We start from the raw sequence: 23,856 nt of genomic DNA, 5'->3' as shown, positions 1-23,856 counted from the left end.
ACTTCACTTGGGTGCGGTCCTGGTACGGTTACTCAATTTAAAACATAACTTATGTTGAAGTTGAGTACATTATGTTGGCTAGTATAGATATATGAAATATTTAAAAGGCTAGACAGTTATAATTATGTATTGGCGCAACGTGAAAAGCTCTGATGAGAGCGCTGATAATATTCTTGATAATCAAACGCCTCAGCCAGGGCTTAGATTGTTAAAACCAAGACAGCATAGAAATATTATCGACTTTGCAGATCTTGTTTGGACAAAAGCTCGCCTTAATTTAAAAAGCGAAGCCAATCGTAACTATCTTAGTTATGCTTGGTGGATAATTGAACCAGTAGCTTATATGGTGGTCTTTTATTTGGTGTTCGGGTTATTAATGCAACGTGGAGGCCAAGGGTTTATTGCCTATTTGCTTACTGGTTTGGTTCCGTTTCAGTGGTTTGCAAAAACGGTTAATCAAACTGCCAATTCAATCGTTGCAGGTCGCGGGCTGATGAATAAAGTCCGTATCTCTCCTTTGTTTTTTCCTCTTGTCGGGGTGGTGCAAAATCTGAGCAAGCAGTTTTTCTTGTTCATAGTGCTTTTTATATTCTTAGTTTTATATGGGATTTCTCCGACGATACATTGGTTGGCAATTTTTCCAATTATTATTGTACAGCTTTTGGTGATTATTTTGGTGAGTTGTTTTATTGCCATGCTAATTCCTTTCTTGAGAGACTTGATTAACCTGGTGCCAACAGGTATCCAGTTTGTCATGTTTTCAAGCGGCATTTTCTTTAAGCCGGAAAAAATCCCAGAGGAATGGAGAGATCTATTTTTCATTAATCCTATGGCTAACCTATTACATCAGTATAGAGTGGTGTTTTTAGAAGCGTCCTGGCCGGATTGGGCAGCTCTTTTTTACCTGACTGTTGGTACGTTGATACTACTATCTATTACTCTGCATTTTTATAAAATATTTGAGGGTAGGTTTGCGCGTGTGGTGCTGGAATGAGTATCAATCCTAAAAAAGAAATAGTGATTTCATTAAAAGATGTTGGTATTCAATATCGACGCCGAAGTGGAATTTTTAAGAAGGCTGAAAGTTTTACAGCCTTAGATTCGGTTAGTTTTGATATATACAAAGGGGAAACGCTTGGGATTTTAGGGAGAAATGGTGCAGGAAAGTCTACTCTCTTAAAAGTTATCGCAGGAATAATTAAGCCGGACTTTGGAAAAGTTGAAAATTATGGAGTTACAGTGTCGCTGTTGGCTCTTCAGGCTGGATTTGATTCGGAGCTTACAGGCTATGACAATGCGGTAATTAGCGGGATGCTGATGGGGTTTCGCCGCAAAGAAGTAGAGGATCGTTTAGAGGAAATTAAAAAGTTTTCCGGCCTTGGAGAATTCATGGATAGACCAGTTAAAACATACTCATCTGGAATGCGATCCCGTCTTGGTTTTTCAGTGGCCATGTATCTTTCTCCAGATGTCTTATTGCTCGATGAAATTCTGAGTGTGGGAGATAAAGAATTTCGTGAAAAGGCAGAAGCTGAAATGTTAAAAAAAATACACTCTGAGCAAACAGTAATTCTAGTTTCTCACTCGGAAAGTCAAATTAAACGACTCTGTGATAGAACAATTTCTTTAAATTAGTTTGGAGGAGATATGGGTTCTGCTAGTGAAGTGGCTGTTGTGATTCCTGTTCATAATGAAAGAAAAAGAATCATTGAAGCTATTTGTTCTATTGTTGATCACAACGACGCCTCTGTTAAGTTCTATATCGCTGATGATAATTCAAACGATAATACTGTTGAGGCGGCAACAGACTTTTTAACAAAAAAATCAATTCCATTTGATATTTTTTTCGACAATAAAAAAAGAGGGGCCGGATATAGGAGGAATCAGGCATTTGAGCATGTAATAGAGCCGTATACTTTGTTTTTTGATGCCGATGACTTTGTCTACCCGGGTATGTTAGATGAAGCATTGAAAAAGGCAAAGCATGACGACAGTGAAGTTTTGCTGATGAAATATGAAAGAGTTTTTGCTCTTAATGATAAAAAACTGGGCATGATTCCAGAAGACCAAGTTATTTTTGAGCGGCTAAATAAACAATCTGCAAATAATACATCCTGTTTTTCTACAATAAAGCATGGCTACATTCTGAAGCTCACAAATTACCCTTGGAATAAGCTGATAAAAACTGATTTTGCTAAGCGTATAGGTCTGAAATTTTCAGAAACTCCTGTGCACAATGATGTGTTAGGTCACTGGATCTTGCTGATGAACGCGGAGCGTGTATCAATACTTCCAGCGGCCTTTTGTGCGCATAGAGTATCTATAACAGCAAACCAAATTACCAATATCTTTGATGAGCGGCGTTTAGCTATGCTGGATGTTTTTCAGGATTTGGAAGATTATTTTAGTTCACATGACAATTTTAAATATAGCTACTATCACTTCTTTGTCAATTTCAAGTTAAAACTGTTCTATTGGGCGTGGCAGAGGTTGGATGACGGTCTCAAAGATGATTTTAAATCAGGCTTTTCTGAGAGCTTTAAGTCGATGACAAAGCTTGATTTTATTAGATTGTCTGAGGGAATGCCGGCAACAGCAAATAAAGCATTGCGATTTCGTTTGGGGCTTTCTTGAGTGGTACTTATATGATTTCCGTAATTGTTACTTCGTATAATATAGAAAAATATATTCAGCGGTGTCTACAAAGCATATTATCGCAGACATATAAAGATATTGAAATTATTGTGGTAGATGATGGATCAACGGATGCTACTCCATCTTTAATTAAACAAGCCGCAAACAGTGATAATCGAATTGTCCCTATATTACTGCCGGAAAATACTCCTGGCGGCGTGGCAGTAGCCGCAAATATCGGTCTTAGAAAAGCATCAGGAAAATATATTGGCTTTGTCGATGGAGACGACTGGTGTGAGTCATATATGTTTGAGGAGCTCGTTAAAGCTGCTGAAGAACACCAGGCAGAGGTCATTATAGGGAATTATAAGAATTATGACGAAAAGGAAAATGAATATTACGAACCTTCTGATGCAAAGAGATGGCGGCATGGCTTACCATTAAATACGCATATCTCCAGTTTGGAGGAAAGAAAAGAAATTCTTAAATTCAATCCGGTTCCATGGAGAAAGTTATACCTGAGAGAATTTCTTTTTAACAAAGAAATTTTTTTTCCCGAGGGTGACTATTTCTATGAAGATAATCCCTTTCACTGGTTTTGTGTTACACAAGCCAAGAGCTTTGTGCTTGTGAATAAATGTCTCTGTTATCACCGGATGAATAGAGTTGGCCAGACGATGGGAGCGGCTGATAAACGTCTTTTGGCAATGTATGAACACCATAAAACAATAATGGATTGGTTGCTTGCCTCAGATAGTTACGACACTTTCCGTGAAGAGCTGATTCTTTGGATAGTAAACAATACTTGCTGGATCTATGATGCAATTAGAGATGAACACAAACCTGATGTAGTGCAGTGCTTGTCGGAAGCTTTATCTATGCATGACTTGAACTTTGCATATTCAGTTACTATGTCTGAAAAAATGGGTAACCGAGGCAGGGAGCTGGCGGGATATGCGTTTAATTTAATTAATTTTATGCCAACTGATAAGAATGTTAGAGGATTTAAAGTCTCACTGGTCGGGCAAGCATATGATAATTACAAAGAATATGGATTAAAGGATACTCTAAGAAAGATAAAAGGTTATGTTTACCACAGGTCGCCTGCACCGATAAAAAGAGTGCTAAAGATGATAAGTGGCTGCCTACCTAAGAAAGATATTAGCAATAAGGAAATAATGGGTAAGTTGGAAACGATTAAATGTCAAGTTGAGTTTCAGAAATATATGTTAGCTTTGAATGATGAATTTGAAAAAACTGTTCTTAAAGAGCTTTCACAAATTAGATCTGAAATAGAAGTATTAAAGGCTCAGGGTAGGCAAGTTGAACAAAAAAATGATCTTGACAGTGTGAGTTGCTAACAGATTGATATCTGTGGATATAAGAAAAGCCTTAGCTGTAAGTACGGAGTGCGGGATACAATGCTCACCCGGCAGGGTATTCTCCTGACGGCATAAGATTTGACAGTAACCCTAGGAGTTATTAACAGTGAAAGTATTTTTTAATGAAATAGAAAATAGAATATGGGAATTTTCTGTTGAGCTGGAGGAGGGTGAGTCAAAAAAAGCTTTTAGTTTCAATGCTGGCCGTCAAGAAATGGAGCTTCAAGATACAAGTTGTAGATTTTATTTCGACTTCAAGCCGAATTTCCCGCATCCGGATCTTCTTGCGCTCGGATTATTGAAAATTTTTTCACCCTTTGTGCATAGAAAAATCTCCTTTCCGTATCCTATTAGTCCTGCTTTTAATGATGCGATTAAGCAGCATTATGGTTTTTTCAGCGATACCGTAGATGAAAATTTACTACCAAGGAAAAGCAGCAGTGGGCGTAAAGCTGTTTCTTTTAGTGGCGGTGCTGACTCGGTGGCCGCTGCATCTCTTATGCCAGATGATACTGTGTTAATTCAGTGCTGCCGAGTTAAGCACCAGAATATTCCATTAAGAGAAAGATGGTATAAAGTTGATGCAAATAAGAAAACGTTGGAAAATATGCCAGAGTGCTATAGCAAGATTTTGGTAGAAACGGATTTTGAATATTTGATGTGGAATGGATCCTACTGTGTGTATCCTGATAACTACTCATTCACCATTCCTTGTATTTTTCTTGCGGATCATTTTGATATTGATTTTATTGCTACAGGAGATATTCATGCTGGCTTGACTGGCAATGAGACAATGTTTAATAAGAAATTCGAGCCAAACGGTAAAGCTCTTTATAAGGCTGTTGGTTTGGAGCTGGACTCTCCTGTTAAATCGATTTCAGAAGTTGGGACAACCTTGATTAATGTAAAAACTGGATTGCATGAAATTACCACTACATGTGCTTATGGCGAATTTAAAAAGCCTTGCATGAAGTGTATTAAATGCTTTAGAAAGTACTTGATTTCTGCCGCCGTAGGGGAGGTAAGCTTGGATGAGGCTGTGCTGAGTAGATTTTTTCAACATCCGCCTGTGATTAAATTTTTGACAAATACTTCGAGGCAGGGGATTGAATGGATACCAACGCTTAAGTATATTTTTAATAAAATAAAAAATAAAAATCCTATTATGAGGCTGTTAGAAGAAAAAGTATCTATCTATCCAATTGATCCTGGTTATGTAGATAAGTATTACTCCCCGGCAGTATCTGGTTTATCTGACGTGGATGTAAAAAAATCTGTTCAGTCAAAGATCAAAAACATACTACCTAGCATGACAGATAAAGAGGAGTCAGAATTTCAATCATTAAATACTGTAAAATTTTTTGAAGAAAAAAAATATAATGCAGAATTGGCTGAAAAAGTGAGGGAAATAGAATTTTTCTTGGCGATTGAGCGATATATAAATAATAGAAGTTCAGAAAAGAGAATAAAGTTTAACGATGTGAACTATCTTGTAAAAAAATATTTTTTTTTACAAGGTGATCTTTATCCAAATATTATATCCACGTTAGCGTCGGGTTTGTATAGTAAGGTTGCTGGTCGAATATCCAAAATTTTATTTGGTAGACGATAATCGACTCTACTAAGGAACCTCTGATTAAGTTACTTTCTGGTGGCAGGGGCGCTTCGGGGGTGGATGTGAAACTCAGGCAATAGGACGGGCATTTCGAAACCGTCAGATACAGGGAGGTATCCGTCGGAGCTACAGGGAAATACTCGTGCGTTTTCGAAATGCCCGTCCTATTGCCTGAGCGCCCCGGGAGCTACCATAGTGTTCACGAGAATTAATCAGAGGTTCCCTAAATATTTTGGGATATGCGTGGCCTCTCAGTATATGCCATCTTTCAGAGAAGCTAAGAGTTGTATTCGGAATTCTGAAATGTGCCAGTGTCAACAAAATTTCGAGTGGCATTGTTGTATGAAGATGCAAGTCGGCACATATAAACGTCGGTTAGTTTGCAATGCTGATGCAGTATGCTGAAATAATGGCGGCAATACGAAAGATCTGAAAGAAAATGCAAACTATTGTGCAGAGATGATTGATTATATTATATTTAGGCTTTCGTGGTTTAATAGGAATACAGTCGTATTTTTATGTGTTAGAGATTAAACGCTTTCTTTTTGGTCCAAATGCTTGCTGGCTTGAATTATCTAGGTAGAAGGCCAACAAGATACAGATTGTAGGTATGAAAATAGAGAGCTTTCTGAGGGAATCTATTTGGATATTTGACTTTGATTTAAAGGAGATTTATTTTTTATTTGGCCGGTTGTTCTGATGCTGCTTATATGTGCAGCCAATGCGAAATGATATTTTTTAATTTTTAAACTATTATGAAAATACTACTGGTAGGTGCAGGCCTTAGTAACGCGGTTATAGGTCGAGAGTTAGCTAGTGCAGGTCACTCTATTGTTATTGTTGATAGTAGGTCACATATAGCAGGCAATTGTCACACCGAGCGTGACAGAGAGACGGGTGTTTTAGTTCATGTATATGGGCCTCATATTTTTCATACCGACGATAAGGAAGTGTGGGAATATGTTAATAGATATTCTGCTTTCAAGCCATATACCAATCGAGTAAAAACAACAGTAAAAGAGCAGGTTTTTTCACTTCCTGTCAATTTGCATACGATTAACCAGTTTTTTGAAAAGGTTATGCGCCCTGATGAGGCTCGCGTCTTTTTAGAATCTAAAGCTGACACTTCTATAGAAGAACCGAAAACGTTTGAAGAACAGGCTTTGCGCTTTGTAGGCAGAGAGCTTTATGAAGCCTTTTTCAAAGGGTACACCCAGAAGCAGTGGGGATGTCATCCCAACGAGTTACCTGCAAGTATTTTAAAACGGTTGCCGGTGCGTTTTAACTACGATGATAATTATTTCTTTCATCGTTATCAGGGAATGCCTGAGCATGGATATACAAAGCTTGTTGAAAAAATCCTTGATCATCCTAATATAGAGGTTATTCTGAATAAAAAATTTGAGCGTGGAGACGGAGCTGAGTTCGATCATGTTTTTTATTCCGGGCCGCTTGATGGATACTTTAATTATGAATTGGGGCGGCTGGGCTATCGTACTCTGGATTTTGAGCGTTTTACTTTTGATGGAGATTATCAAGGGTGCGCTGTCATGAATTACGGTGAGGAGTCAGTTCCTTTTACACGTATTACAGAACATAAACATTTTGCACCCTGGGAAGAACATGATAAGTCAGTTTGCTATAGAGAATATAGTAGGGCTTGTGGAAAAGATGATATTCCTTATTACCCTATACGCTTGGTAAAAGAAAAAGAATTGCTTGCCAAATACGTTGAGTTAGCGAAAAATCAGCAAAAGGTTACCTTCGTTGGTCGCTTGGGAACCTATCGCTATTTAGATATGGATGTGACTATTCGTGAAGCACTGGACACTGCCCGAGAGTTTCTTTTGTGTATGAAAAACGGAAGGCAGATGCAATCTTTTTACGTGAACCCGCTAGGATGACTGATATTTGCTCAATAGTTGCGGTTGTGGTTACCCACAACCGTATTGATAAGTTAAAGAAAACTCTACAATGTTATCTGAAATCGCCTATACAAAAAGTATTGGTGGTGGATAATGCCTCAACTGATTCAACAGCCCTCTATCTAAAAGAGTTAGAATGTCTGGAATCTGATCGTATTTCTGTTCTAAGTCTGGAGAAAAATGTTGGTGGGGCAGGTGGCTACTATTATGGGTTGGAATATGTAAAGAATAATTGGGTATGTCAATGGGTGGTTTTGTCGGATGATGACAGCTATCCCGATATTAATGCGATAGATCGATTTCAGAGTAGTGAAATGATCAACAGCAATTATAAACAAATAATTGCTGCAAAGGTACTATTTCCTGATGGCCAAGCCTGTCCAATGAATAGGCCCATGGCCAATCCTACCTTAAGTTTATTGCTGAGAAATTTTATTGCAAGAGATAGTCTATTAGCACTGTCGGATCCATCATGTGAGGGGGATAGGCTGAAACCTGTGATGGCTTCTTCTTTTGTGGGAATGTTTATTCCACTAGAAGCTCTAAAAAACTCTGAAGTCATGCCTTGTAAAGAGTATTTTTTGTACTGGGATGATATTTCATTTTGTTTAGATATGAGAGCTGAAGGTATCATGGTAAATTATTGTGAAGAACTGATTTTTTACCATGATTGTCCCAGGCGGTCTGGGAAAATATCCGGCACTCGTTTTTATTATTTTGTTCGAAACGGATTAAAAACCATCAAAAAGTTCCCGGCTCTTATTCGATATCCCGCATTGGCGATAAAGGGCGCTAGCTGGTTTTTGCAATCTATTCGTCAAAGATCTTTAAAGATTTACCTGCGTGCACTTCGCGATGCATAAAGAAATTTTTAGAGGTAGGTATGAGATTGGCCTCCGAGTCTACAGACTTGACTAAGGAGAGAGTTAAAAGAACTTTGGTTTTTTTGATTAATGTAGACTGGTATTTCTTGTTGCACTGGAAGGAGCGTGCAATTGCAGCTAAATTCGATGGCTGGGATGTCTGTATTGTTACTCGGGTTACAGAAAAAAAGTTTCGAGATGAGATCGTTTCTTTAGGGTTTAAACTCTTAGATGTGCCAATAGTGCGCCATTCTTTTAATCCGTTGTTCGAATTAAAATCATTGGTCTCGATAGCACGTGCGCTGTCATCAATAGATGTAGCGCTGATTCACGCTATAACAATAAAACCAATTTGTTATTCTTTATTAATCAGCAAAGTTTTAAAAAAGCCGATCGTTGCCAGTTTTCCTGGTTTAGGAAAACTTCGGTCAGATGTTTTTATATCAAGAAGTGTATGGCTTTTTTTGAAGGTGCTGTTAAAAACAACAAGTGGGAAGAAAAAGAAAAGGGCTCTGGCCACATTCGAGAATGGTGATGATTATGCTTTGACAAAGAAAAAAGGTCTATTGTTTTCTTCCGTTGAAGTGCTTCCAGGTGCAGGTGTTAATCTAAATGAATACCCTTTACTCTGTCAGCCAGAGAAAGGTGAAACTGTCCGAATATTATTCGCTGCACGCCTGTTAAAAAGCAAGGGCATCAAGTTATTAGAAGATGCTGTGGCTAGGCTGGTTAGAGAAGGATATAAGTTAGAGCTGGTTATTGCCGGTATACCGGATGAATCCCATATTGATAGATTGGATAAAGAAGATATACAGGCTTTAAGGAATAGAGAATTTATCAGATGGCTAGGGCGAGTGGAGGATATGATCCCCACTTTTTCACAATGTGATATCGTCTGTTTGCCTACTTCTTATGGTGAAGGTATACCGAGAATACTGATAGAAGGAGCTGCATGTGGAAGGCCATTAGTCGCAACAGATGTTCCGGGTTGTCGGGAAATTGTACGACACCGTCTCAATGGGTTACTTATCCAGCCGGGTGATGTGGACTCATTAGTTATCGCACTGAAGACTTTGGTGACAAATAAAGATTTACGTTACCAGTTCGGTCTTGCTGGAAGGAAGCTTGTCGAAAATCATTTTTCTAGCGAAAAAGTTATTTCGCAGACACTTAGGCTATACAAGAGTTCAATGAGACTTTAATTTAAACCACGCTTTCTTATAGATCTATTTGACAGATCTTTAATAGTATTTTCGCTTTATGTCATTATGCCCCCAGCTGTTCAGCGGGTAATCAGAGGAACAGATCTGGGAGTGGATTATCACTCGTAATTTTGGCTTTTTTAGGCTCCCGCTTGAGCAACCTCCCCACCAAAATCACCACCTGTTGACGGTTCAGCGGCTTCGGTGGTGTGGCGTATAGGGCCGCGTCCAGTAATCCCTGTAGTTTTTCCAGTTCCTCAAATCCCAGTTGTCGGTTTGCTTCCTCCAGCCCACTTGCCGATATTTCTGGCCAGCGGGCACGCAGCCATTTGAGGGTGGCTTGTTGGATGGTGGCTGGGTCCCCCGTGTCGGCCGCTTTTTCCAGGTTACGGGCTTGTTGATTGGCGTTTGGTTGTTTTTTTGTTGCGCTGCTGTTTTCAGGTTGGACGTTGCGACGCCGCAGGAAGTACAACAGCCACAGCAGGTGAGAGGCGAGGGCGGCGATGGCGAGGTTGCGCCAAAAATTGCTTTGCATTACTGATGGTGCGGCCGTGGTTGAGGTGGCGCCAGGGATAAGATCGGGAGTGGCGCCGGGCTGCTGAGGCATTGTGGCTGTGGCACTGCCGCTGACCGTGAAACGGAAGGCGGGTAGTTGAGTGGCGCGCTGGCGCCCGGTTTTGGTATCCCACCAGGTGAGTGTAATGGGCGGCAACTGGTAGTCGCCTGGTTTGGTGGCGACGATGGCGGTGGTTTCCGTGCGGCTGCCGGTGATGCCGTTGAGATCGGCCTGATCATCCTGTTGGGGTTGATCTGGGTAGGTTTTAAGGCCCTCGACATTGAGTTTTGGCAGCGGTGGCAACTGGGCCGCGCGCAGGCCCTCGGCACGCAGGGTGACGATGCGTGTGATCGGTTCTCCGACGGTAAATGTCTTTGGATCCTGGCTCCAGCTTTGCACTATGCCGAGACTGGCGGCAGGAAGCCAGTGAGTGCCGCTGTATGTATCAGGCTTGGGTTGGACTTCAATGGTTTTTGGCTGCGACCGCAGGCGCAGCCGTTGACTGTTGCGATTGAACAGGGAAAAGGGATCGCGCCTGCCTGCGATAGCAACATAATTGAGCGCCGGTATGGTTAGTTCTCCGGAACTTTCCGGGAACACGGCATAGGTGAGTTCATACACCGCGTGGGCGACACCATTAATGCGGCGCTCATAGCGCTGCTCGTCCACCTTTTCGATATGGGCGCCGGGAATTTGCAGCGGTTCCGTGGCGATATCGTGGAGGCCGATAGTGGTATACAGGCGCACCTTGACCAGAAGCTGTTCCTGCACGTAGAGCCTTTCCTTATCCAGCTCTACTTCGAGAAATGCCTGACGGTTGTCGGCGCCGGGGCCGCTGCCGGCTTCGGTGACAATAACTGGTATCGCATCGGATACCTCTCCTTTGTAGTGTAAGGACGGCACGAATAAGTTGCCCTCACGTTTCGGTGCCAGAGTCAGCATCCATTCGACAAAACTTTCGGCGTGCCCGTTGATGACCCGATACTGGTTGGATTGTTGGCGGGAGAGGATATCGAAGTCCTGTTCCAGCAGTTCGAAATCCGGCTGGCCGCCCGACTCGTCACCGGTGTAGCGCAAGCGCAGGTTCAATGTTTCATCAATGCCGATTTTATTGCGATCCACAGTAGCGGTGAGATTCCCGGCTGCCTGGGCGAAATTGGCCAGCACCATCAGCAGCATTGCCTGGAGGAAAGTGGTTAACCAGTGTGCGTGCTTGCCAAGTCGTTTATTGGACTTGGTGGGTGTGGCACTTGGATTTGCCGCTGCCAATTGCTCCGTGCTCCGCATTTCGCATTTACTTACCATCTCTGCGTGGCTCCGTTTTCCGGGGGTTGCCATTCGCCGCTGCGGTAGGCGCGGCGGCGCTGCAGGCTTTCGTATTTGAATTTTTCGCGCATCAAGCCGGCGGGGTCGTCGGGAATCTGGCGCAACCATTGATCCAAGGCCTGCTGCGTCTCGGGGTCCAGTGGTTGCTCATCCACGCCAACTGGCTGTTGTTCTCCATCTGTCTGTTCCTGATCCTCGCTTTTTTGTTGCGAGGCACTTTGTTCGCGTTTGTTTTGCTCTTGTTGGCTGTTATTTTTGGATTGTTGTTCGGATGATTGCTGGTTGTCGGGCGATTGCTGAGATTGCGGGTTTCCGCTCTGTTGTTGATTCTGTCCCTGCTGCTGATCCTGCTGTTGATTCTGGCCCTGTTGCTGATTGTCGCCCGGCTGTTGTTGTTCCTGTTCTCCGGATTGTTGCTGGTCCTGCTGTGATTGTTGCTGTTGCTGCTGTTGTTGCTGCAGTGCTTTGAGTTTCTCGGCAATTTCTCGATTGTGCTGAGCGTCGGCGAATTGTGGCTGCTGTTTCAGTGCCTCGTTGTAGGCGGCAATGGCTTCGTCGTAGCGGCCTTGGTGAGTCAGACTGTTGCCGAGGTTGTAAAGGCTTTCAGGGGCGTCGCCACGGGCAAAGTTTTGCGCCGCAGCAGGGAAGTCTCCGGCGCGGTAGTTGGCGGTACCACGCCACTCGGGGTTACGGAAGGTTTTTGCGGCCTGCTCGGCTTCGCCTTGTTGCAACAACTGTTGGGCTTGTTGATCTTTGCGCAGCCAGAGATCCTGCCATTCAAAGGCTTCGGACTGCTGGGGAAGCGAGGTCAACAGGACGAAGGGAAGTGCGCAGGCGAGGGTGCCGCGGCGGAAGAGCAGGGCGATAAATGGCAGTAATAGCAATACCAGCCAGGGCCCCTCTTCGCGCCATTGATCGAATTCACGTTCCGTGAGCCTGGCCTGTGTCGGCGTCTCTTTTTCTGGAAGCAGTTGGGCGATATCGGTGTCGTCCACACTGATTGTGGCGTAGTGGCCGCCGCTGCGGCGAGCGAGTTTTGCCAGGGCGCGGGCGTCGAAATTGGAAATAATGATGGCGCCGTTGTTATCCGTGATAAAACCGCCGCCGTCTCCACGGGGAATGGGGCTGCCCTCGCCACTGCCCACAGCGAGGATACTCAGTGCTACTCCCGCATCCGCCACCTGTTTCGCAACCGTGTCTAAAGCTGCATCGTCAATACCGTCAGTTACCACTAGTAGTTGCCCTCGGCCGGTGGCGCCATCTTTGAGCAGGCGAATGCCGGTTTCCACCGCCATTTCGATATTGCTGCCAGATACCGGCACTATGGCTGGCGACAGGGCCGGGACCAGATTGGCGATGGTGGCGGTGTCTTCCGTTAAGGGCGTGACTACGTGGGCCTCTCCGGCATAGGCGACTAGGGCGGTGAGACCGTCTTTGCGCTGACGGAGAATATCGAGAATTTTTAACCGCGCACGGGTCAGGCGGTTGGGGGATAAGTCGGTAGCCATCATCGAAGGCGACAGGTCCAGCAGTATTACCAGTGCGTCCTGGTTGCTGTAGACGGGGGTCGGCAGTTTGCGCCAGCTGGGGCCGGCGAGTGCGACAATCGCACCACAGAGGAGGGCGAAGATGAGCGTGAAGAGCCAAGGCCGCTGTTCTCCACCGCGCAGCAGCAGATGGGGCAGGAGTTCCGGGTCGATAACTTTTTGCAGCTGCCCACTGTTGAGAATGGTGCGCGCCAGGCCCCAGCAGAGCATTACGGCTGGAACTAAGAGCCACAATAGCTGTGGGCGCAGGAAGTGAAACTGATTGAGGTCTTCTATAAACATCAGCTTGTGCGCCTCCGGCTGTCGCCTGCTGTACTTCCCCAGTTAAGACCATTGGCGAGCAGTGGTACTGCAGCCCAGAGGAGGGCAATCGCCAGAGCGGCGCCTAGAGGCAGGATGTAGAGGGATTTTAGCGGACGGTAACTTTCGGCCTCTTGCTCCACGGGTTCCAGGCGGTCCAGTTCAGCGTAAATTTGCATGAGTTCCTGGGGATTGTGAGCGCGGAAATAACGGCCTCCGGTTTTGTCTGCGATAGCCTGCAGCGTTTCACTGTCCAGATCGCGGGAGGGATTGATGCGCCGGCTTCCAAAACGCCCACCGAGCAGGCCAGGCTGTACCATCTCCTCTGCGCCGACGCCGATTGTGTAGACGGTTACTCCCGCCTGTTGGGCCAGTTCGGCGGCCTTCAGCGGCGCAACCTCTCCGGCGGTATTGGCGCCATCGGTCAAAAGGATCAACACTCGGTGTTCCGCCGGGCGTTGGGTCAGGCGCTTTACTGAAAGTCCGATGGCGTCGCCAATGGCGGTGCCCTGGCCGGCAAAGCCGATTTGCGCCTCCCACAACAGGGTACCGACGGTTTCGCGGTCATAGGTCAACGGCGCCTGCAAGTAGGCGCGCGTGCCGAAGAGCACAAGGCCGAGGCGGTCGCCCTGCCGCCGCTGGACAAAGTCGCCGACAACTTGTTTGACCGCATCGATACGCATGGCGGGGTGGCCGCCCAGCAGCATGTCCGGGGTCTCCATGCTGCCGGAAATATCCACCGCCAACAGCAGATCGCGGGCGCTGCTGGTCTGGGTAATGGGTTCCCCGTACCACTGGGGACGGGCAGCGGCGCCGACCAGCAGCAGCCAGATGAGGGAAAGTAATAACAAGTTCAGTAGATTGCTCTGTTCTCCGCCGCCATGCTGTGACAGTTCCGCATAAAAGGGAACCTTCACTGCACTGCTCAGTGGCTTGGCGCGTGGCAGCAACCAACGTGCCAAAAGGGGGAGCGGCAGCAGGAGGAAAGCCCACGGCGAGGCGAATTCAAACATTCTCCGCCTCCATTGCGGTTAAGTTCCCGCCGTTGGCGTTGCGCTGCCCGTGCCGCTGGACCCAATCCACGGCGTAGTCCAGGAAAGCCTGGTTGCCGGAAATATTGATACTGCTCTCCCGGTAAAGATCTTCCAGCAAAATTTTTTGTACTTCCTCCGGGCAGCCAATCGCGACCCTGGTTTGAAGAAATTCAAGCCACTTGCGGCCGGTCAAATTGCCACAAACGCCGCGACCGTAATGAGTGACCGCCACGCGCTTGAGAATTTCGTTGATATCCTGGGTGGCCCGTGCCTGTTTAATGTCTATACCTCGCAGCAATTTTATGGCTTCGGCCCGGTAGCGATTTTTTCGGCGCTGTCGGCGCTTGTGCCGCAACCACAGGAACGCCGCACCGGCACAAGTCAATAGCAACAGGGCGAGGAGCCACCAGCCGGGCGCCGGTGGCCACCACCCGACCGGAGCGGGTTCATGGATATCGCGTAACTGAGCCAGCAGCTCCTGAGCCTCTGGCGACAATTGCGGCTGAAGCGGCTGCTGTTGCGCGAGTACGCCTCCGCTCGCTATCCCGCAGCCAAAAGTGAGTAGAAGAATAGCTGCGGTGAACCTCATCGTTTTGTTCTCCGCGCGGCAAGGGCTGAATCGCGGCTTCCATATTTGGCGACTAATGCCGGTATCAGCGGCTGCGTGTTATCGAAGTCCAGTAATGGCAGTCGGTGTTTGCGGCAAAGCTGTTCCACTCTTGCTCGGACCTGGGTTTGGTGTTCGGCAAAGTGTTCGCGCAGTGGACGGCTGCCGGCGTTTATGAAGGTGCGCTGGCGGCCGTCGGAGATGGTAAGGGATTGATCCGGCAGATGCCGCTCCAAGGGATCACTGACGCGGATCACTTGCAGATCCGCGTGGCGGGTGAGCAGATACAAGGGTTGCGCACAACTGTCATCCAGGTCGTGACAATCGCTGATTAAAAACAGGGCGCTGCCGGGGCGGGCGATACGGCGCGCCTCTTCGAGCATGTTTTTCAGCGGCTGTGAGTTGCCGGTAACAGGACTGGTGAGCTCGCCGGCCCGGGCGACGATATTGTGAATCATGGCCAGCACCGCGTGATGGCTGCGGCGCGGGCGCACTGTGTCTATGTTGCTATCGGTGAACAGCAGAGCGCCAGCGCGATCACTGTGCTGTAATGCGGCCCACCCCAGTGCCGCGGCTATGCCGCTGGCGACTACGGACTTGAAAGCCACTTGGCTGCCAAAGAACATCGGTGCGCGCAAATCGAGCAGGATCACCACCGGACGTTCCCGCTCTTCTTGGTACAGTTTGGTATGTGCCTTTCCGGTGCGCGCAGTGACACGCCAGTCGATGGTACGTACGTCGTCACCCGGTTGGTAGTCGCGCACCTCTTCAAAATTCATTCCGCGGCCGCGATAGCGGGTAAGCAAATTGCCCGCCTGATCACTTCTGGCCAGGCGCGGCTTGAACAGCTGCAATTGACGGGCAATGTGGCGCAGGCGCACCAGGGGTTCCACCTTAGGGTAGGCGCCGCGGATTTCCAATTCTGTGTGGTTCACTGCTTGAAGCAAGGTTCTATTGCCTCTCTCCGCTCCCGTTAGTGCGTAGTGCGCAATCTGATGATCTGCGCCAGAGGACGCCAAAGGCATTCAGCTCTGCTCTGTCGGATTTCGCCCCGCAATAGCGTGGCAGGGATCGTTTCAGATTGCCGGTACTTGCTGCAGAAGTCGCTCAATGACCTGATCAGCCGTTACCCCGGCGGCTTCAGCTTCAAAACTGAGCAATAGTCGATGGCGTAAAATGTCTGGCGCCACGTCCATGACATCGTCCGGAGTGACAAAGTCGCGGCCCGCGAGCCAGGCTCTGGCGCGGGCACAGCGGTCGAGCGCAATAGTTGCCCGTGGACTGGCGCCAAAATCTAGCCAGGAGGCAAGCTCGCTGTCATACTTTGCCGGCTCTCGTGTAGCAATGACAAGTTGGACAGTATAGGTCTCCACCGCTTCTACCATTTGCATCCCTAAGATCTCTTGGCGGGCGCGGAAAATGGTCTCCTGGGTGATGATTTCGGAAGGGTGATTTTCGCCATGGCTTGCCTCGGATCTGGCCAGGCGCAAAATTTTCGCTTCCGCCTCGGCACCGGGGTAGGCAAGATTCACCTGCATCAGGAACCTGTCCAGTTGTGCTTCAGGAAGCGGATAGGTTCCTTCCTGCTCAATGGGGTTCTGTGTCGCCATGACCAGGAATAGTTTGGGCAGGGGGTAGGTCTTGCGCCCCACGCTGATCTGCCGTTCTGCCATGGCCTCCAGCAGCGCTGATTGCACTTTGGCGGGGGCGCGGTTGATCTCGTCGGCCAGTATCAGGTTGTGGAACACAGGCCCGGGTTGAAAGTGAAATTCTCCGGTTTCCGGTCGGTAGATATCGGTACCGGTTATATCCGCCGGCAACAGATCCGGCGTAAATTGGACGCGATGGAAATCACCCTCAATAGCCTCGCTCAATGTCTTGATCGCCTTGGTTTTGGCGAGTCCCGGAGCGCCCTCCACCAAAAGGTGGCCGTCCGCCAGCAGGGCAATCAGTATCCGATTCACCAGCGTCTCCTGGCCGATAATCTGTTGTCCGAGCCAGTCGCCGAGGGCGATGAGGCGCTCCCTGATGTTCTGGTTTTCCATAGTGTCAATTTCACTTCTGTTGTGAGTGGTGCCGCAGTCGTCCGGCCGGGCGGCAATCTATCATCTTCTATATATAGTCGCCGCCGATCCAGCGGCGCGTGTTGATTTTAGCGGCGCTCGTCGGCGAGGCAACCGATGAGCGGCCTATAGACCTGTCTGGTGGCTCAAAGTTCAACCGGGCACGCCGAGTAAACAAATGAGGTTCCGGCAAAGTTTAACGCCTCCACTGTTGATGCCGGGCAAGAGTGGAGACAGAACAACAGTATTTTCGGGCCTGGCGATGACAGGCCATTCGTATAAGAAGTAAATCGGGAGGTTCCCTGTGAATATGGCGACGGTAATTACCGAAAGCCGCGAGGAATTGGTAGAACAGGTCAGCGCCTTGATACGGGAGAAGCTGGCGGATCAGGCGGAGCCAGTGGTGGCCTTCGCACAGCAGTTTTTACACCAGTACCCGCTGGAAGATCTGGCCGGGCGCCGGCTGGTCGATGTGTATGGTTGCATATACACCTGGTGGAACTTTATTCAGCAGCGGCCGGGAGACAAACCGAAGGTGCGGGTGTTCAATCCGCGTCTGGAGGACGACGGCTGGCAGTGCTCGCACACGGTGGTGGGTGTGTTGCAGCGGGATATGCCATTTCTGGTGGACTCAGTACGTATTGAGATCAACCGCCGAGACACGGTTATCCATTCGATCAAGAGCACGGTGATGCGCCTGCAGCGGGATCCATCCGACAAACTGGAGAAGTTGCTTCCGCCGTGCCGCGCGGGGCTGAAAGAAGTATCGGAAGAGAATGCCGTCGACGAGGCGCTCGTCTACGTGGAGATCAATCTGGATACTTCCCGGGCCTACGCTGCCGATCTGTCCGCGGCATTGACGGATGTGCTCGGTGACGTGGAACTGGTGGTGGACGACTATGTCCCTATGCTCGATACCTGCAGCGCTATGGAAGACCAGTTGCGTGCCGGTCTCGGCGGTGGCAACGAGGGCGGGGAAGATGCCAATCTGCAGGAAGCCTGCGCGTTTTTGCAGTGGATGCGAGATGGCAATTTCACCTTCCTTGGCTATCGCGAATACGAGTTCTGCCAACAGGGGGAGAAAAAAGTACTCTGCGAGGTGGAGAAGCGCCGTCTGGGTATATTTAAAAAGCTGCAGGAGCCAGCAGAGCCGACACCGGAAACGGCATTCAACGAGGGAAAGCAAAAGTTTTACCAGGGGCCAAACTTCCTCACTTTCGCCAAGTCGTCTGTTAAATCGCGAGTGCACCGCGCGGCCTATTCCGACTATGTGACCATTAAGCGTTACAACGCCAAGGGCGAGGTGATTGGTGAGTCGGCGTTTATGGGGCTGTACACTTCCCCCGTTTATACCGAAAGTCCCGCCAAAATTCCGATTGTCCGCCGCAAAATGGCGTCGGTGATGGAATCCAGTGGCCTGGCCCCCCAAAGCCACGACGGCAAGGCGCTGCGTCGCATCCTGGATACCTTCCCACGGGACGAGCTGTTTCAAAGCAGCACCCGGGAGCTGTTTGAAACGGTGATGGGTGTGCTATCGATGAACGAGCGCGCCCATATCCGGCTGTTTATGCGCCGTGATCCTTTCGGCAAGTTCGTGACTGCAACCGTGTATGTGCCGCGGGAGCAGTTCAACAGCAGCGTGCGCGAGCAGATTTGCGCGCACATCGCCGACGCCGTCAAGGCCAAGGAATCCGATTTCACAACCTATTTTTCCGAATCCATCCTCGCCCGGGTGCACTTTGTTTTCCGTGTTTCCCCAAGTGAACCGGTGGAGTTCGATGTGGCGCGACTGGAGGCGCAAATAGTGGATATTACCCGTTCCTGGGAAGACGTATTCCAAAAATCCCTGATCGAAAGTCACGGTGAGGAGAAGGGCAACCGTCTTTATGGTATTTACGGTCGGGCTTTCCCCGCCGGCTACCGGGAGGACTTCGAGCCGCGTATCGCCGTGCAGGATGTGGCCGCGATTCAGGATCTGAGCGAAACCAACCGGGTGGCAATGAGCTTCTATCAGCCTGTTGGAGCGCCTGCCGGAAGTCTGCGCTTTAAAGTATTTAACTGGGGTAGCGGATTGACACTGTCCGACGTGATTCCAGTATTGGAAAACCTGGGCCTGAAAGTAATGGGGGAATTCCCTTATACGATTCGCCCCGCCGGCCGTACTGATGTGTGGATGCACGAATTTTATCTGGAGTTTGGCCTGCCTACCCGCATCGACGCCCAAGCCTCCCGCAATCTGTTTCAGGATGCCTTTGCCGCAATCTGGAGTAACGTGGCCGAGAGCGACGCCTTCAACCGCCTGGTTCTGGCGGCGCGCCTCAACTGGCGCGAGGTGTCGATGCTGCGCGCCTATGCCCGCTATCTGAAGCAAACCAAATTCAGCGCCAGCCAGGGTTATATTGCCGCTACTCTGGCCAACCATGTGGAAATTACCCGTAACCTGGTCGCTTTGTTCCGTGCCATGTTCGACCCGCGTATTAGTGCCGGAAAAGGCGACCAGACCCGGGTTGAGCGGCTGATCAAGAAGATCCACGAAGGGTTGGACGGCGTTGACAATCTGAACGAAGATCAAGTGATCCGCCGCTACCTGGACCTGATCTTGGCCACTTTGCGAACCAACTTTTTCCAGAGCGGAAGTGATGGAGAGCCCAAGGACTATATCTCCATTAAATTCAGTCCTCGGGATATACCCGGAATCCCCGAGCCGCGACCGGAGTTTGAGATTTTTGTCTATTCGCCGCGGGTCGAGGGCGTGCATCTGCGGGGCGGCAAGGTGGCGCGGGGTGGACTGCGCTGGTCCGACCGCCACGAGGATTTCCGCACTGAGATACTGGGCCTTGTAAAGGCGCAGAATGTAAAGAACGCGGTGATTGTACCCAGCGGCGCCAAGGGCGGCTTTGTGGTGCGTCGCCCGCCGGCCGACGGCAGTCGCGAGGCCATGATGGCGGAGGGTATCGCCTGCTACAAGACCTTTATCCGCGGCTTGCTGGACATCACGGACAACTTGAAGGGTGGCGAAGTTTTGCCGCCGGAACAAGTGGTACGCCGGGATGACGACGACCCCTATCTGGTGGTTGCCGCAGATAAGGGTACTGCCACTTTCTCCGATATCGCCAATGGTATTGCCGCCGAGTACGACTTCTGGCTTGGCGATGCCTTCGCGTCCGGTGGAAGCCAGGGCTACGATCACAAAAAAATGGGCATTACTGCCCGGGGTGCCTGGGTATCCGTGCAGCGCCACTTCCGCGAGATGGGTATCAATGTTCAGGAGCAGGATTTCTCGGTAATCGGTATTGGCGATATGGCCGGGGACGTGTTCGGCAACGGCATGCTGCTGTCCGAACATATCTGCCTCAAGGCGGCCTTTAACCATATGCACATCTTTATCGACCCGAACCCGGATGCTGCCACCAGCTTTGCCGAACGCAAGCGTTTGTTCGAGCTGCCGCGCTCCACCTGGATGGATTACAACCGCGAGCTGATCTCAAAGGGAGGCGGTATCTTTGACCGCCGCGCGAAATCCATCCGGATTACGCCGGAGATGAAAGAGGCGTTTGCCATAGAGGCGGATCAGCTGAACCCCAATGAGCTGATCAGCGCTCTGTTGCGCGCACCGGTGGATTTGATCTGGAATGGCGGCATCGGTACCTACGTGAAGGCCAGCAGCGAGACTCATGCAGAAGTGGGGGATAAGTCCAATGACCACCTGCGGGTCGATGGCCGGGAGCTGCGGGCCAAGGTGTTCGGTGAGGGGGGCAACCTCGGTATGACCCAGCGGGGGCGTATCGAATTCGCACTCAACGGTGGGCGCTGCAATACGGACTTTATCGACAACGCAGCTGGCGTCGACTGCTCCGACCACGAGGTGAATATCAAAATCCTCCTCAATAAAGTGGTCACCAATGGCGATCTGACAGACAAGCAGCGGAATCAGCTGCTCGAGGAAATGACCGACTCGGTTTCCGAGCTGGTACTGCACAACAACTACGATCAGACCTGTGCGCTTTCCGTAGCAGAGTATCAGGTGGCGGCGCGTTTGGACGAATATCGCCGCACAATTAATGATCTGGAGAGTGAAGGCCGTCTCAACCGGGCACTGGAATTTATCCCCGACAACGAACAGATCACTGAGCGCCACAATAAGGGACAGCACCTGACACGTCCGGAACTGTCGGTACTCATTTCTTACGTGAAGGTGAAGTTGAAGGAAGAGTTACTGCACGCCGAGGTTATCGACAACCCGCAAGTGCAGGAAGCGGTGGAATCCGCCTTCCCGGCAGAATTGGTGGCCCGTTATCGGGAAATGGTTTATGACCACCCCCTGCGTCGCCAGATCGTAGCCACGCAGGTGGCCAATGAGATGGTCAACAGCCTGGGCATCACCTTCTATCACCGTATTGCCAGTGCCACAGGTGCCGACGTCAACGCAGTGGCCGCTGCCTATATCAGTGCCCGCGATGTTTATCTGATGCCGGAGTTTCAACGGCAGGTGGCGGCGCTGGACTACAAGGTTCCTGCGGAACTGCAGATTGAGCTGCTCAGCTCAATGATTGGCCGTGTGCGCCGCGCTACCCGCTGGTTTATCCGCAGCCGGCGCAACGATCTGGAGCCTGCGCAGAATCGCGAACTGTTCCAGGAACCGGTGCAGCGGGTCATTCGCGCGCTGCCGGAAGTGCTCTCCGGCGCACCCCGCCGCGATTGGGAAGCCCGCTATCAAGAGCTGCTGGAGGCCAATGTGCCAGAGCAAATTGCACTGCTGGCGGCATCGCCCACGCACTTGTATTCGGCATTGGGAATTGCAGTGTCGGCGCGCGCCGCTGAGCGCCCGGTGGAGGAAGTGGCCAGCATCTACTTCCGGCTCGCGGATGCTTTGGATTTACATTGGTTCGGCACCCAGATTACCGGTATGCCGGTGGAAAGCTATTGGCAGGCGCAGGCCCGTGAAACGAGTATGGATGACCTGGACAGCCAGCTTTCCACGCTCGCGGTAAATTTGTTGCGCCTGGCCGGAGAAGCGGGGTTGGATGTGGATGGTGCAATGTCCCGCTGGAGCGTTATCATGGCGCCCGCGATTCAACGCTGGAACAGCCTTGTGTCCGAACTCAAGGCGGCACCGGCTGCGGACTTCGCCATGTTTACCGTGGCGCTGCGCGAGCTGATGTATCTGGCCAATGCCACTGCGGACCAGGAGACGCTGGCGGAGTAAACTGAGGCTTGCCAGCGCTCTTCTCCGGCCTTTTAAGGATGGGGAAGAGCGCTGGGCGCAGCGCTTGACAAGTGAAACGACGGAATAAAGGGAAATAATGTACTCATACCTGCGCAAAGCTCTATTCGCGCTCGATCCTGAACTTGCCCATACACTTTCCCTGGATGCGATCGGCGCCGCCGAGCGCTTGCGATTGGTGTCCCTGTTTAACAAGCCGGTAGCGGATGATCCGGTGGAGCTGATGGGACTGACGTTGCCCAATCCGGTCGGTCTCGCCGCGGGCCTGGATAAAAACGCGCAGGCGTTCAACGGACTGGGTGCACTGGGTTTTGGTTTTATCGAAGTGGGCACTGTGACACCGCGCCCACAACCCGGTAATCCGCAACCGCGCCTGTTTCGTATCGAAGAGGCAGAGGCCATTGTCAACCGCATGGGGTTCAATAACCTGGGCGTGGAATATCTGGTGCAGAGGGTCATGCGGCGCCGCTATGGCGGCGTACTCGGTATCAATGTCGGAAAAAATTTTGATACTCCGGTAGAGCGGGCCGCGGATGACTACTGCGTGTGCATGGATAAGGTCTACGCACATGCCGATTACATCACCGCCAATGTCTCTTCGCCGAACACCAAAGGACTGCGCAACCTGCAGTTTGGTGACAGCCTTAACCGGCTGCTGGGTGCCATCAAAGAAAAGCAGCAACGGCTGGCGCAACAACACGACCGCTACGTGCCGCTTGCGGTCAAGATCGCGCCCGATATCGAGAACGATGACATCGAGCAAATTGCCGCGGCACTACGGGAATTTGAAATAGACGGAGTCATCGCCACCAACACCACTATCGACAAATCCTCCGTTGCGTACCTGCCGCACGGCCGCGAAGAGGGCGGTCTGAGTGGAAAGCCACTGCGGGACAAGTCGACCGAAGTCATCGCTCGTCTGGCGAAAGCACTGCGCGGAGAGCTCCCAATTATAGGTGTGGGAGGAATATTCGACGGCGAGAGTGCCGCGGAAAAGATCCGCGCGGGTGCCACTGCAGTGCAGATTTATACCGGTTTTATATACCGCGGCCCGGCTGTAATCCGGGAGGCTGTCGAAGCCATTGCGCTGCTGCGCAGGCAGAGCGCAGATTGAAATCGCTTTTTGCCGATTGGAAGAGCAAGTTTAGCGGCGATGAGTTTTTCACGCCGCTATCTGCGTAAGGCGCGCCGGCACACAGACTCGGCCTGATGTTTCCTCCGGGAAAACCGCAGTTATGTGCTGCTCCAGCCATTCGGGTGGTGCACTTCACTGCTCACCGTTGAATAGATTTCCAGCTTTTGCGCCATGGTTGAACCCCCAAAACCGTTCCAGTAATCCTCCCGGCCCTCGCGCCAGCCGTTGACCCAGGCCTGATGCAGGTTGCCGTTTTCGTAGGGACAGTTTGCCAAGGCTTTGTTTTGCGTGGCGGCCAGGTAGCCTCTGTAGAAGGCCCGTTCGGATGGATCGCGTTTTTGGCGTTTCATTGTTGCAGTACCTCTATACTCGGGTGCGCAGTAGACAGGCTGTGCACAGTCGAAGCGTCACAGGGCGCCTTTTTAAAGTTTTTGTACATCTGC

Annotated in this window: 17 protein-coding genes; 10 read left to right on the top strand and 7 right to left on the bottom strand. The window is 49.8% G+C overall.

Going from position 1 to position 23,856, the window contains the following annotated elements; genetic code table 11:
• Nucleotides 1-124: 124 nt before the first annotated feature.
• The 8 genes from A3224_RS08795 (at nucleotide 125) to A3224_RS08765 (ending at nucleotide 9,621) form a co-directional block, all read left to right on the top strand.
• A complete protein-coding gene (locus tag A3224_RS08795; RefSeq protein WP_082817458.1) occupies nucleotides 125-994 on the top strand; it encodes an ABC transporter permease in 870 nt (289 codons plus the stop codon).
• Nucleotides 991-1,635 (top strand): ABC transporter ATP-binding protein, encoded by a 645-nt coding sequence (locus A3224_RS08790; RefSeq protein WP_067153516.1) that lies wholly within the window; start codon nucleotides 991-993, stop codon nucleotides 1,633-1,635. The genes A3224_RS08795 and A3224_RS08790 overlap by 4 nt, the downstream gene beginning before the upstream one ends.
• A gap of 12 nt (nucleotides 1,636-1,647) precedes the next feature.
• The gene (locus tag A3224_RS08785; RefSeq protein WP_067153514.1) at nucleotides 1,648-2,634 is read left to right on the top strand and encodes a glycosyltransferase family A protein; all 987 of its coding nucleotides are present in this window, start codon (nucleotides 1,648-1,650) and stop codon (nucleotides 2,632-2,634) included.
• Between the two features lie 11 nt (nucleotides 2,635-2,645).
• Complete coding sequence (locus A3224_RS08780; protein WP_156481456.1) at nucleotides 2,646-3,995, top strand: glycosyltransferase family 2 protein; 1,350 nt, start codon at nucleotides 2,646-2,648, stop codon at nucleotides 3,993-3,995.
• A gap of 127 nt (nucleotides 3,996-4,122) precedes the next feature.
• The gene (locus A3224_RS08775) at nucleotides 4,123-5,628 is read left to right on the top strand and encodes a DUF6395 domain-containing protein (RefSeq protein ID WP_067153510.1); all 1,506 of its coding nucleotides are present in this window, start codon (nucleotides 4,123-4,125) and stop codon (nucleotides 5,626-5,628) included.
• A gap of 758 nt (nucleotides 5,629-6,386) precedes the next feature.
• Nucleotides 6,387-7,535 (top strand): UDP-galactopyranose mutase, encoded by a 1,149-nt coding sequence (gene glf / locus A3224_RS08770; protein WP_067153508.1) that lies wholly within the window; start codon nucleotides 6,387-6,389, stop codon nucleotides 7,533-7,535.
• Entirely contained in the window at nucleotides 7,532-8,419 is an 888-nt protein-coding gene (locus A3224_RS16565) for a glycosyltransferase (protein WP_082817456.1), read from the top strand. Before glf ends, A3224_RS16565 begins: the two co-directional genes overlap by 4 nt.
• Nucleotides 8,420-8,439: 20 nt before the next feature.
• On the top strand, nucleotides 8,440-9,621 hold the full coding sequence (locus A3224_RS08765) for a glycosyltransferase family 4 protein (protein ID WP_067153506.1): 1,182 nt from the start codon (nucleotides 8,440-8,442) through the stop codon (nucleotides 9,619-9,621).
• Between the two features lie 91 nt (nucleotides 9,622-9,712).
• On the opposite strand, the gene A3224_RS08760 is transcribed toward A3224_RS08765, so the two are convergent.
• The 6 genes from A3224_RS08760 to A3224_RS08735 form a co-directional block, all read right to left on the bottom strand.
• Entirely contained in the window at nucleotides 9,713-11,482 is a 1,770-nt protein-coding gene (locus tag A3224_RS08760; protein ID WP_231902330.1) for a BatD family protein, read from the bottom strand.
• Complete coding sequence (locus tag A3224_RS08755) at nucleotides 11,476-13,332, bottom strand: vWA domain-containing protein (RefSeq protein ID WP_067153504.1); 1,857 nt, start codon at nucleotides 13,330-13,332, stop codon at nucleotides 11,476-11,478. The genes A3224_RS08760 and A3224_RS08755 overlap by 7 nt, the downstream gene beginning before the upstream one ends.
• Nucleotides 13,332-14,363: a vWA domain-containing protein gene (locus A3224_RS08750; protein WP_067153502.1), complete on the bottom strand. Its 1,032-nt coding sequence runs from the start codon at nucleotides 14,361-14,363 to the stop codon at nucleotides 13,332-13,334. Before A3224_RS08750 ends, A3224_RS08755 begins: the two co-directional genes overlap by 1 nt.
• On the bottom strand, nucleotides 14,356-14,973 hold the full coding sequence (locus A3224_RS08745) for a DUF4381 domain-containing protein (RefSeq protein WP_067153499.1): 618 nt from the start codon (nucleotides 14,971-14,973) through the stop codon (nucleotides 14,356-14,358). Before A3224_RS08745 ends, A3224_RS08750 begins: the two co-directional genes overlap by 8 nt.
• A complete protein-coding gene (locus A3224_RS08740; protein WP_231902329.1) occupies nucleotides 14,970-15,926 on the bottom strand; it encodes a DUF58 domain-containing protein in 957 nt (318 codons plus the stop codon). The genes A3224_RS08745 and A3224_RS08740 overlap by 4 nt, the downstream gene beginning before the upstream one ends.
• A gap of 141 nt (nucleotides 15,927-16,067) precedes the next feature.
• The gene (locus A3224_RS08735; RefSeq protein ID WP_067153495.1) at nucleotides 16,068-17,036 is read right to left on the bottom strand and encodes an AAA family ATPase; all 969 of its coding nucleotides are present in this window, start codon (nucleotides 17,034-17,036) and stop codon (nucleotides 16,068-16,070) included.
• A 328-nt stretch (nucleotides 17,037-17,364) separates the two neighbouring features.
• Here A3224_RS08735 and A3224_RS08730 point away from each other — a divergent pair, with 328 nt between their 5' ends.
• Together A3224_RS08730 and A3224_RS08725 are read left to right on the top strand one after the other, a co-directional pair.
• Nucleotides 17,365-22,260, top strand: coding sequence for an NAD-glutamate dehydrogenase (locus A3224_RS08730; protein WP_067153493.1), 4,896 nt, complete (start codon nucleotides 17,365-17,367; stop codon nucleotides 22,258-22,260).
• 97 nt (nucleotides 22,261-22,357) lie between these two features.
• Complete coding sequence (locus A3224_RS08725) at nucleotides 22,358-23,392, top strand: quinone-dependent dihydroorotate dehydrogenase (protein ID WP_067153491.1); 1,035 nt, start codon at nucleotides 22,358-22,360, stop codon at nucleotides 23,390-23,392.
• 119 nt (nucleotides 23,393-23,511) lie between these two features.
• Here the strand turns inward: A3224_RS08725 and rmf are convergent, their stop codons facing one another.
• Nucleotides 23,512-23,763, bottom strand: a complete 252-nt coding sequence (gene rmf, locus A3224_RS08720) for a ribosome modulation factor (RefSeq protein ID WP_067153489.1) — start codon at nucleotides 23,761-23,763, stop codon at nucleotides 23,512-23,514.
• Nucleotides 23,764-23,856: the final 93 nt, after the last annotated feature.

This window comes from Microbulbifer thermotolerans, from assembly GCF_001617625.1.
Lineage (GTDB): Bacteria > Pseudomonadota > Gammaproteobacteria > Pseudomonadales > Cellvibrionaceae > Microbulbifer > Microbulbifer thermotolerans.
The sequence above is the reverse complement of the archived record's forward strand: the minus strand, read 5'-3'. Positions and strand labels throughout refer to the sequence as shown.

What these genes read in the sequence shown, in the direction of transcription:
- A3224_RS08795 (WP_082817458.1), top strand. Translation starts at nt 125, where the DNA reads ATGTATTGGCGCAACGTGAAAAGCTCTGATGAGAGCGCTGATAATATT.
- A3224_RS08790 (WP_067153516.1), top strand. Translation starts at nt 991, where the DNA reads ATGAGTATCAATCCTAAAAAAGAAATAGTGATTTCATTAAAAGATGTT.
- A3224_RS08785 (WP_067153514.1), top strand. Translation starts at nt 1,648, where the DNA reads ATGGGTTCTGCTAGTGAAGTGGCTGTTGTGATTCCTGTTCATAATGAA.
- A3224_RS08780 (WP_156481456.1), top strand. Translation starts at nt 2,646, where the DNA reads ATGATTTCCGTAATTGTTACTTCGTATAATATAGAAAAATATATTCAG.
- glf (WP_067153508.1), top strand. Translation starts at nt 6,387, where the DNA reads ATGAAAATACTACTGGTAGGTGCAGGCCTTAGTAACGCGGTTATAGGT.
- A3224_RS16565 (WP_082817456.1), top strand. Translation starts at nt 7,532, where the DNA reads ATGACTGATATTTGCTCAATAGTTGCGGTTGTGGTTACCCACAACCGT.
- A3224_RS08765 (WP_067153506.1), top strand. Translation starts at nt 8,440, where the DNA reads ATGAGATTGGCCTCCGAGTCTACAGACTTGACTAAGGAGAGAGTTAAA.
- A3224_RS08760 (WP_231902330.1), bottom strand. Translation starts at nt 11,482, where the DNA reads ATGGTAAGTAAATGCGAAATGCGGAGCACGGAGCAATTGGCAGCGGCA.
- A3224_RS08755 (WP_067153504.1), bottom strand. Translation starts at nt 13,332, where the DNA reads ATGTTTATAGAAGACCTCAATCAGTTTCACTTCCTGCGCCCACAGCTA.
- A3224_RS08750 (WP_067153502.1), bottom strand. Translation starts at nt 14,363, where the DNA reads ATGTTTGAATTCGCCTCGCCGTGGGCTTTCCTCCTGCTGCCGCTCCCC.
- A3224_RS08745 (WP_067153499.1), bottom strand. Translation starts at nt 14,973, where the DNA reads ATGAGGTTCACCGCAGCTATTCTTCTACTCACTTTTGGCTGCGGGATA.
- A3224_RS08735 (WP_067153495.1), bottom strand. Translation starts at nt 17,036, where the DNA reads ATGGAAAACCAGAACATCAGGGAGCGCCTCATCGCCCTCGGCGACTGG.
- A3224_RS08730 (WP_067153493.1), top strand. Translation starts at nt 17,365, where the DNA reads ATGGCGACGGTAATTACCGAAAGCCGCGAGGAATTGGTAGAACAGGTC.
- A3224_RS08725 (WP_067153491.1), top strand. Translation starts at nt 22,358, where the DNA reads ATGTACTCATACCTGCGCAAAGCTCTATTCGCGCTCGATCCTGAACTT.
- rmf (WP_067153489.1), bottom strand. Translation starts at nt 23,763, where the DNA reads ATGAAACGCCAAAAACGCGATCCATCCGAACGGGCCTTCTACAGAGGC.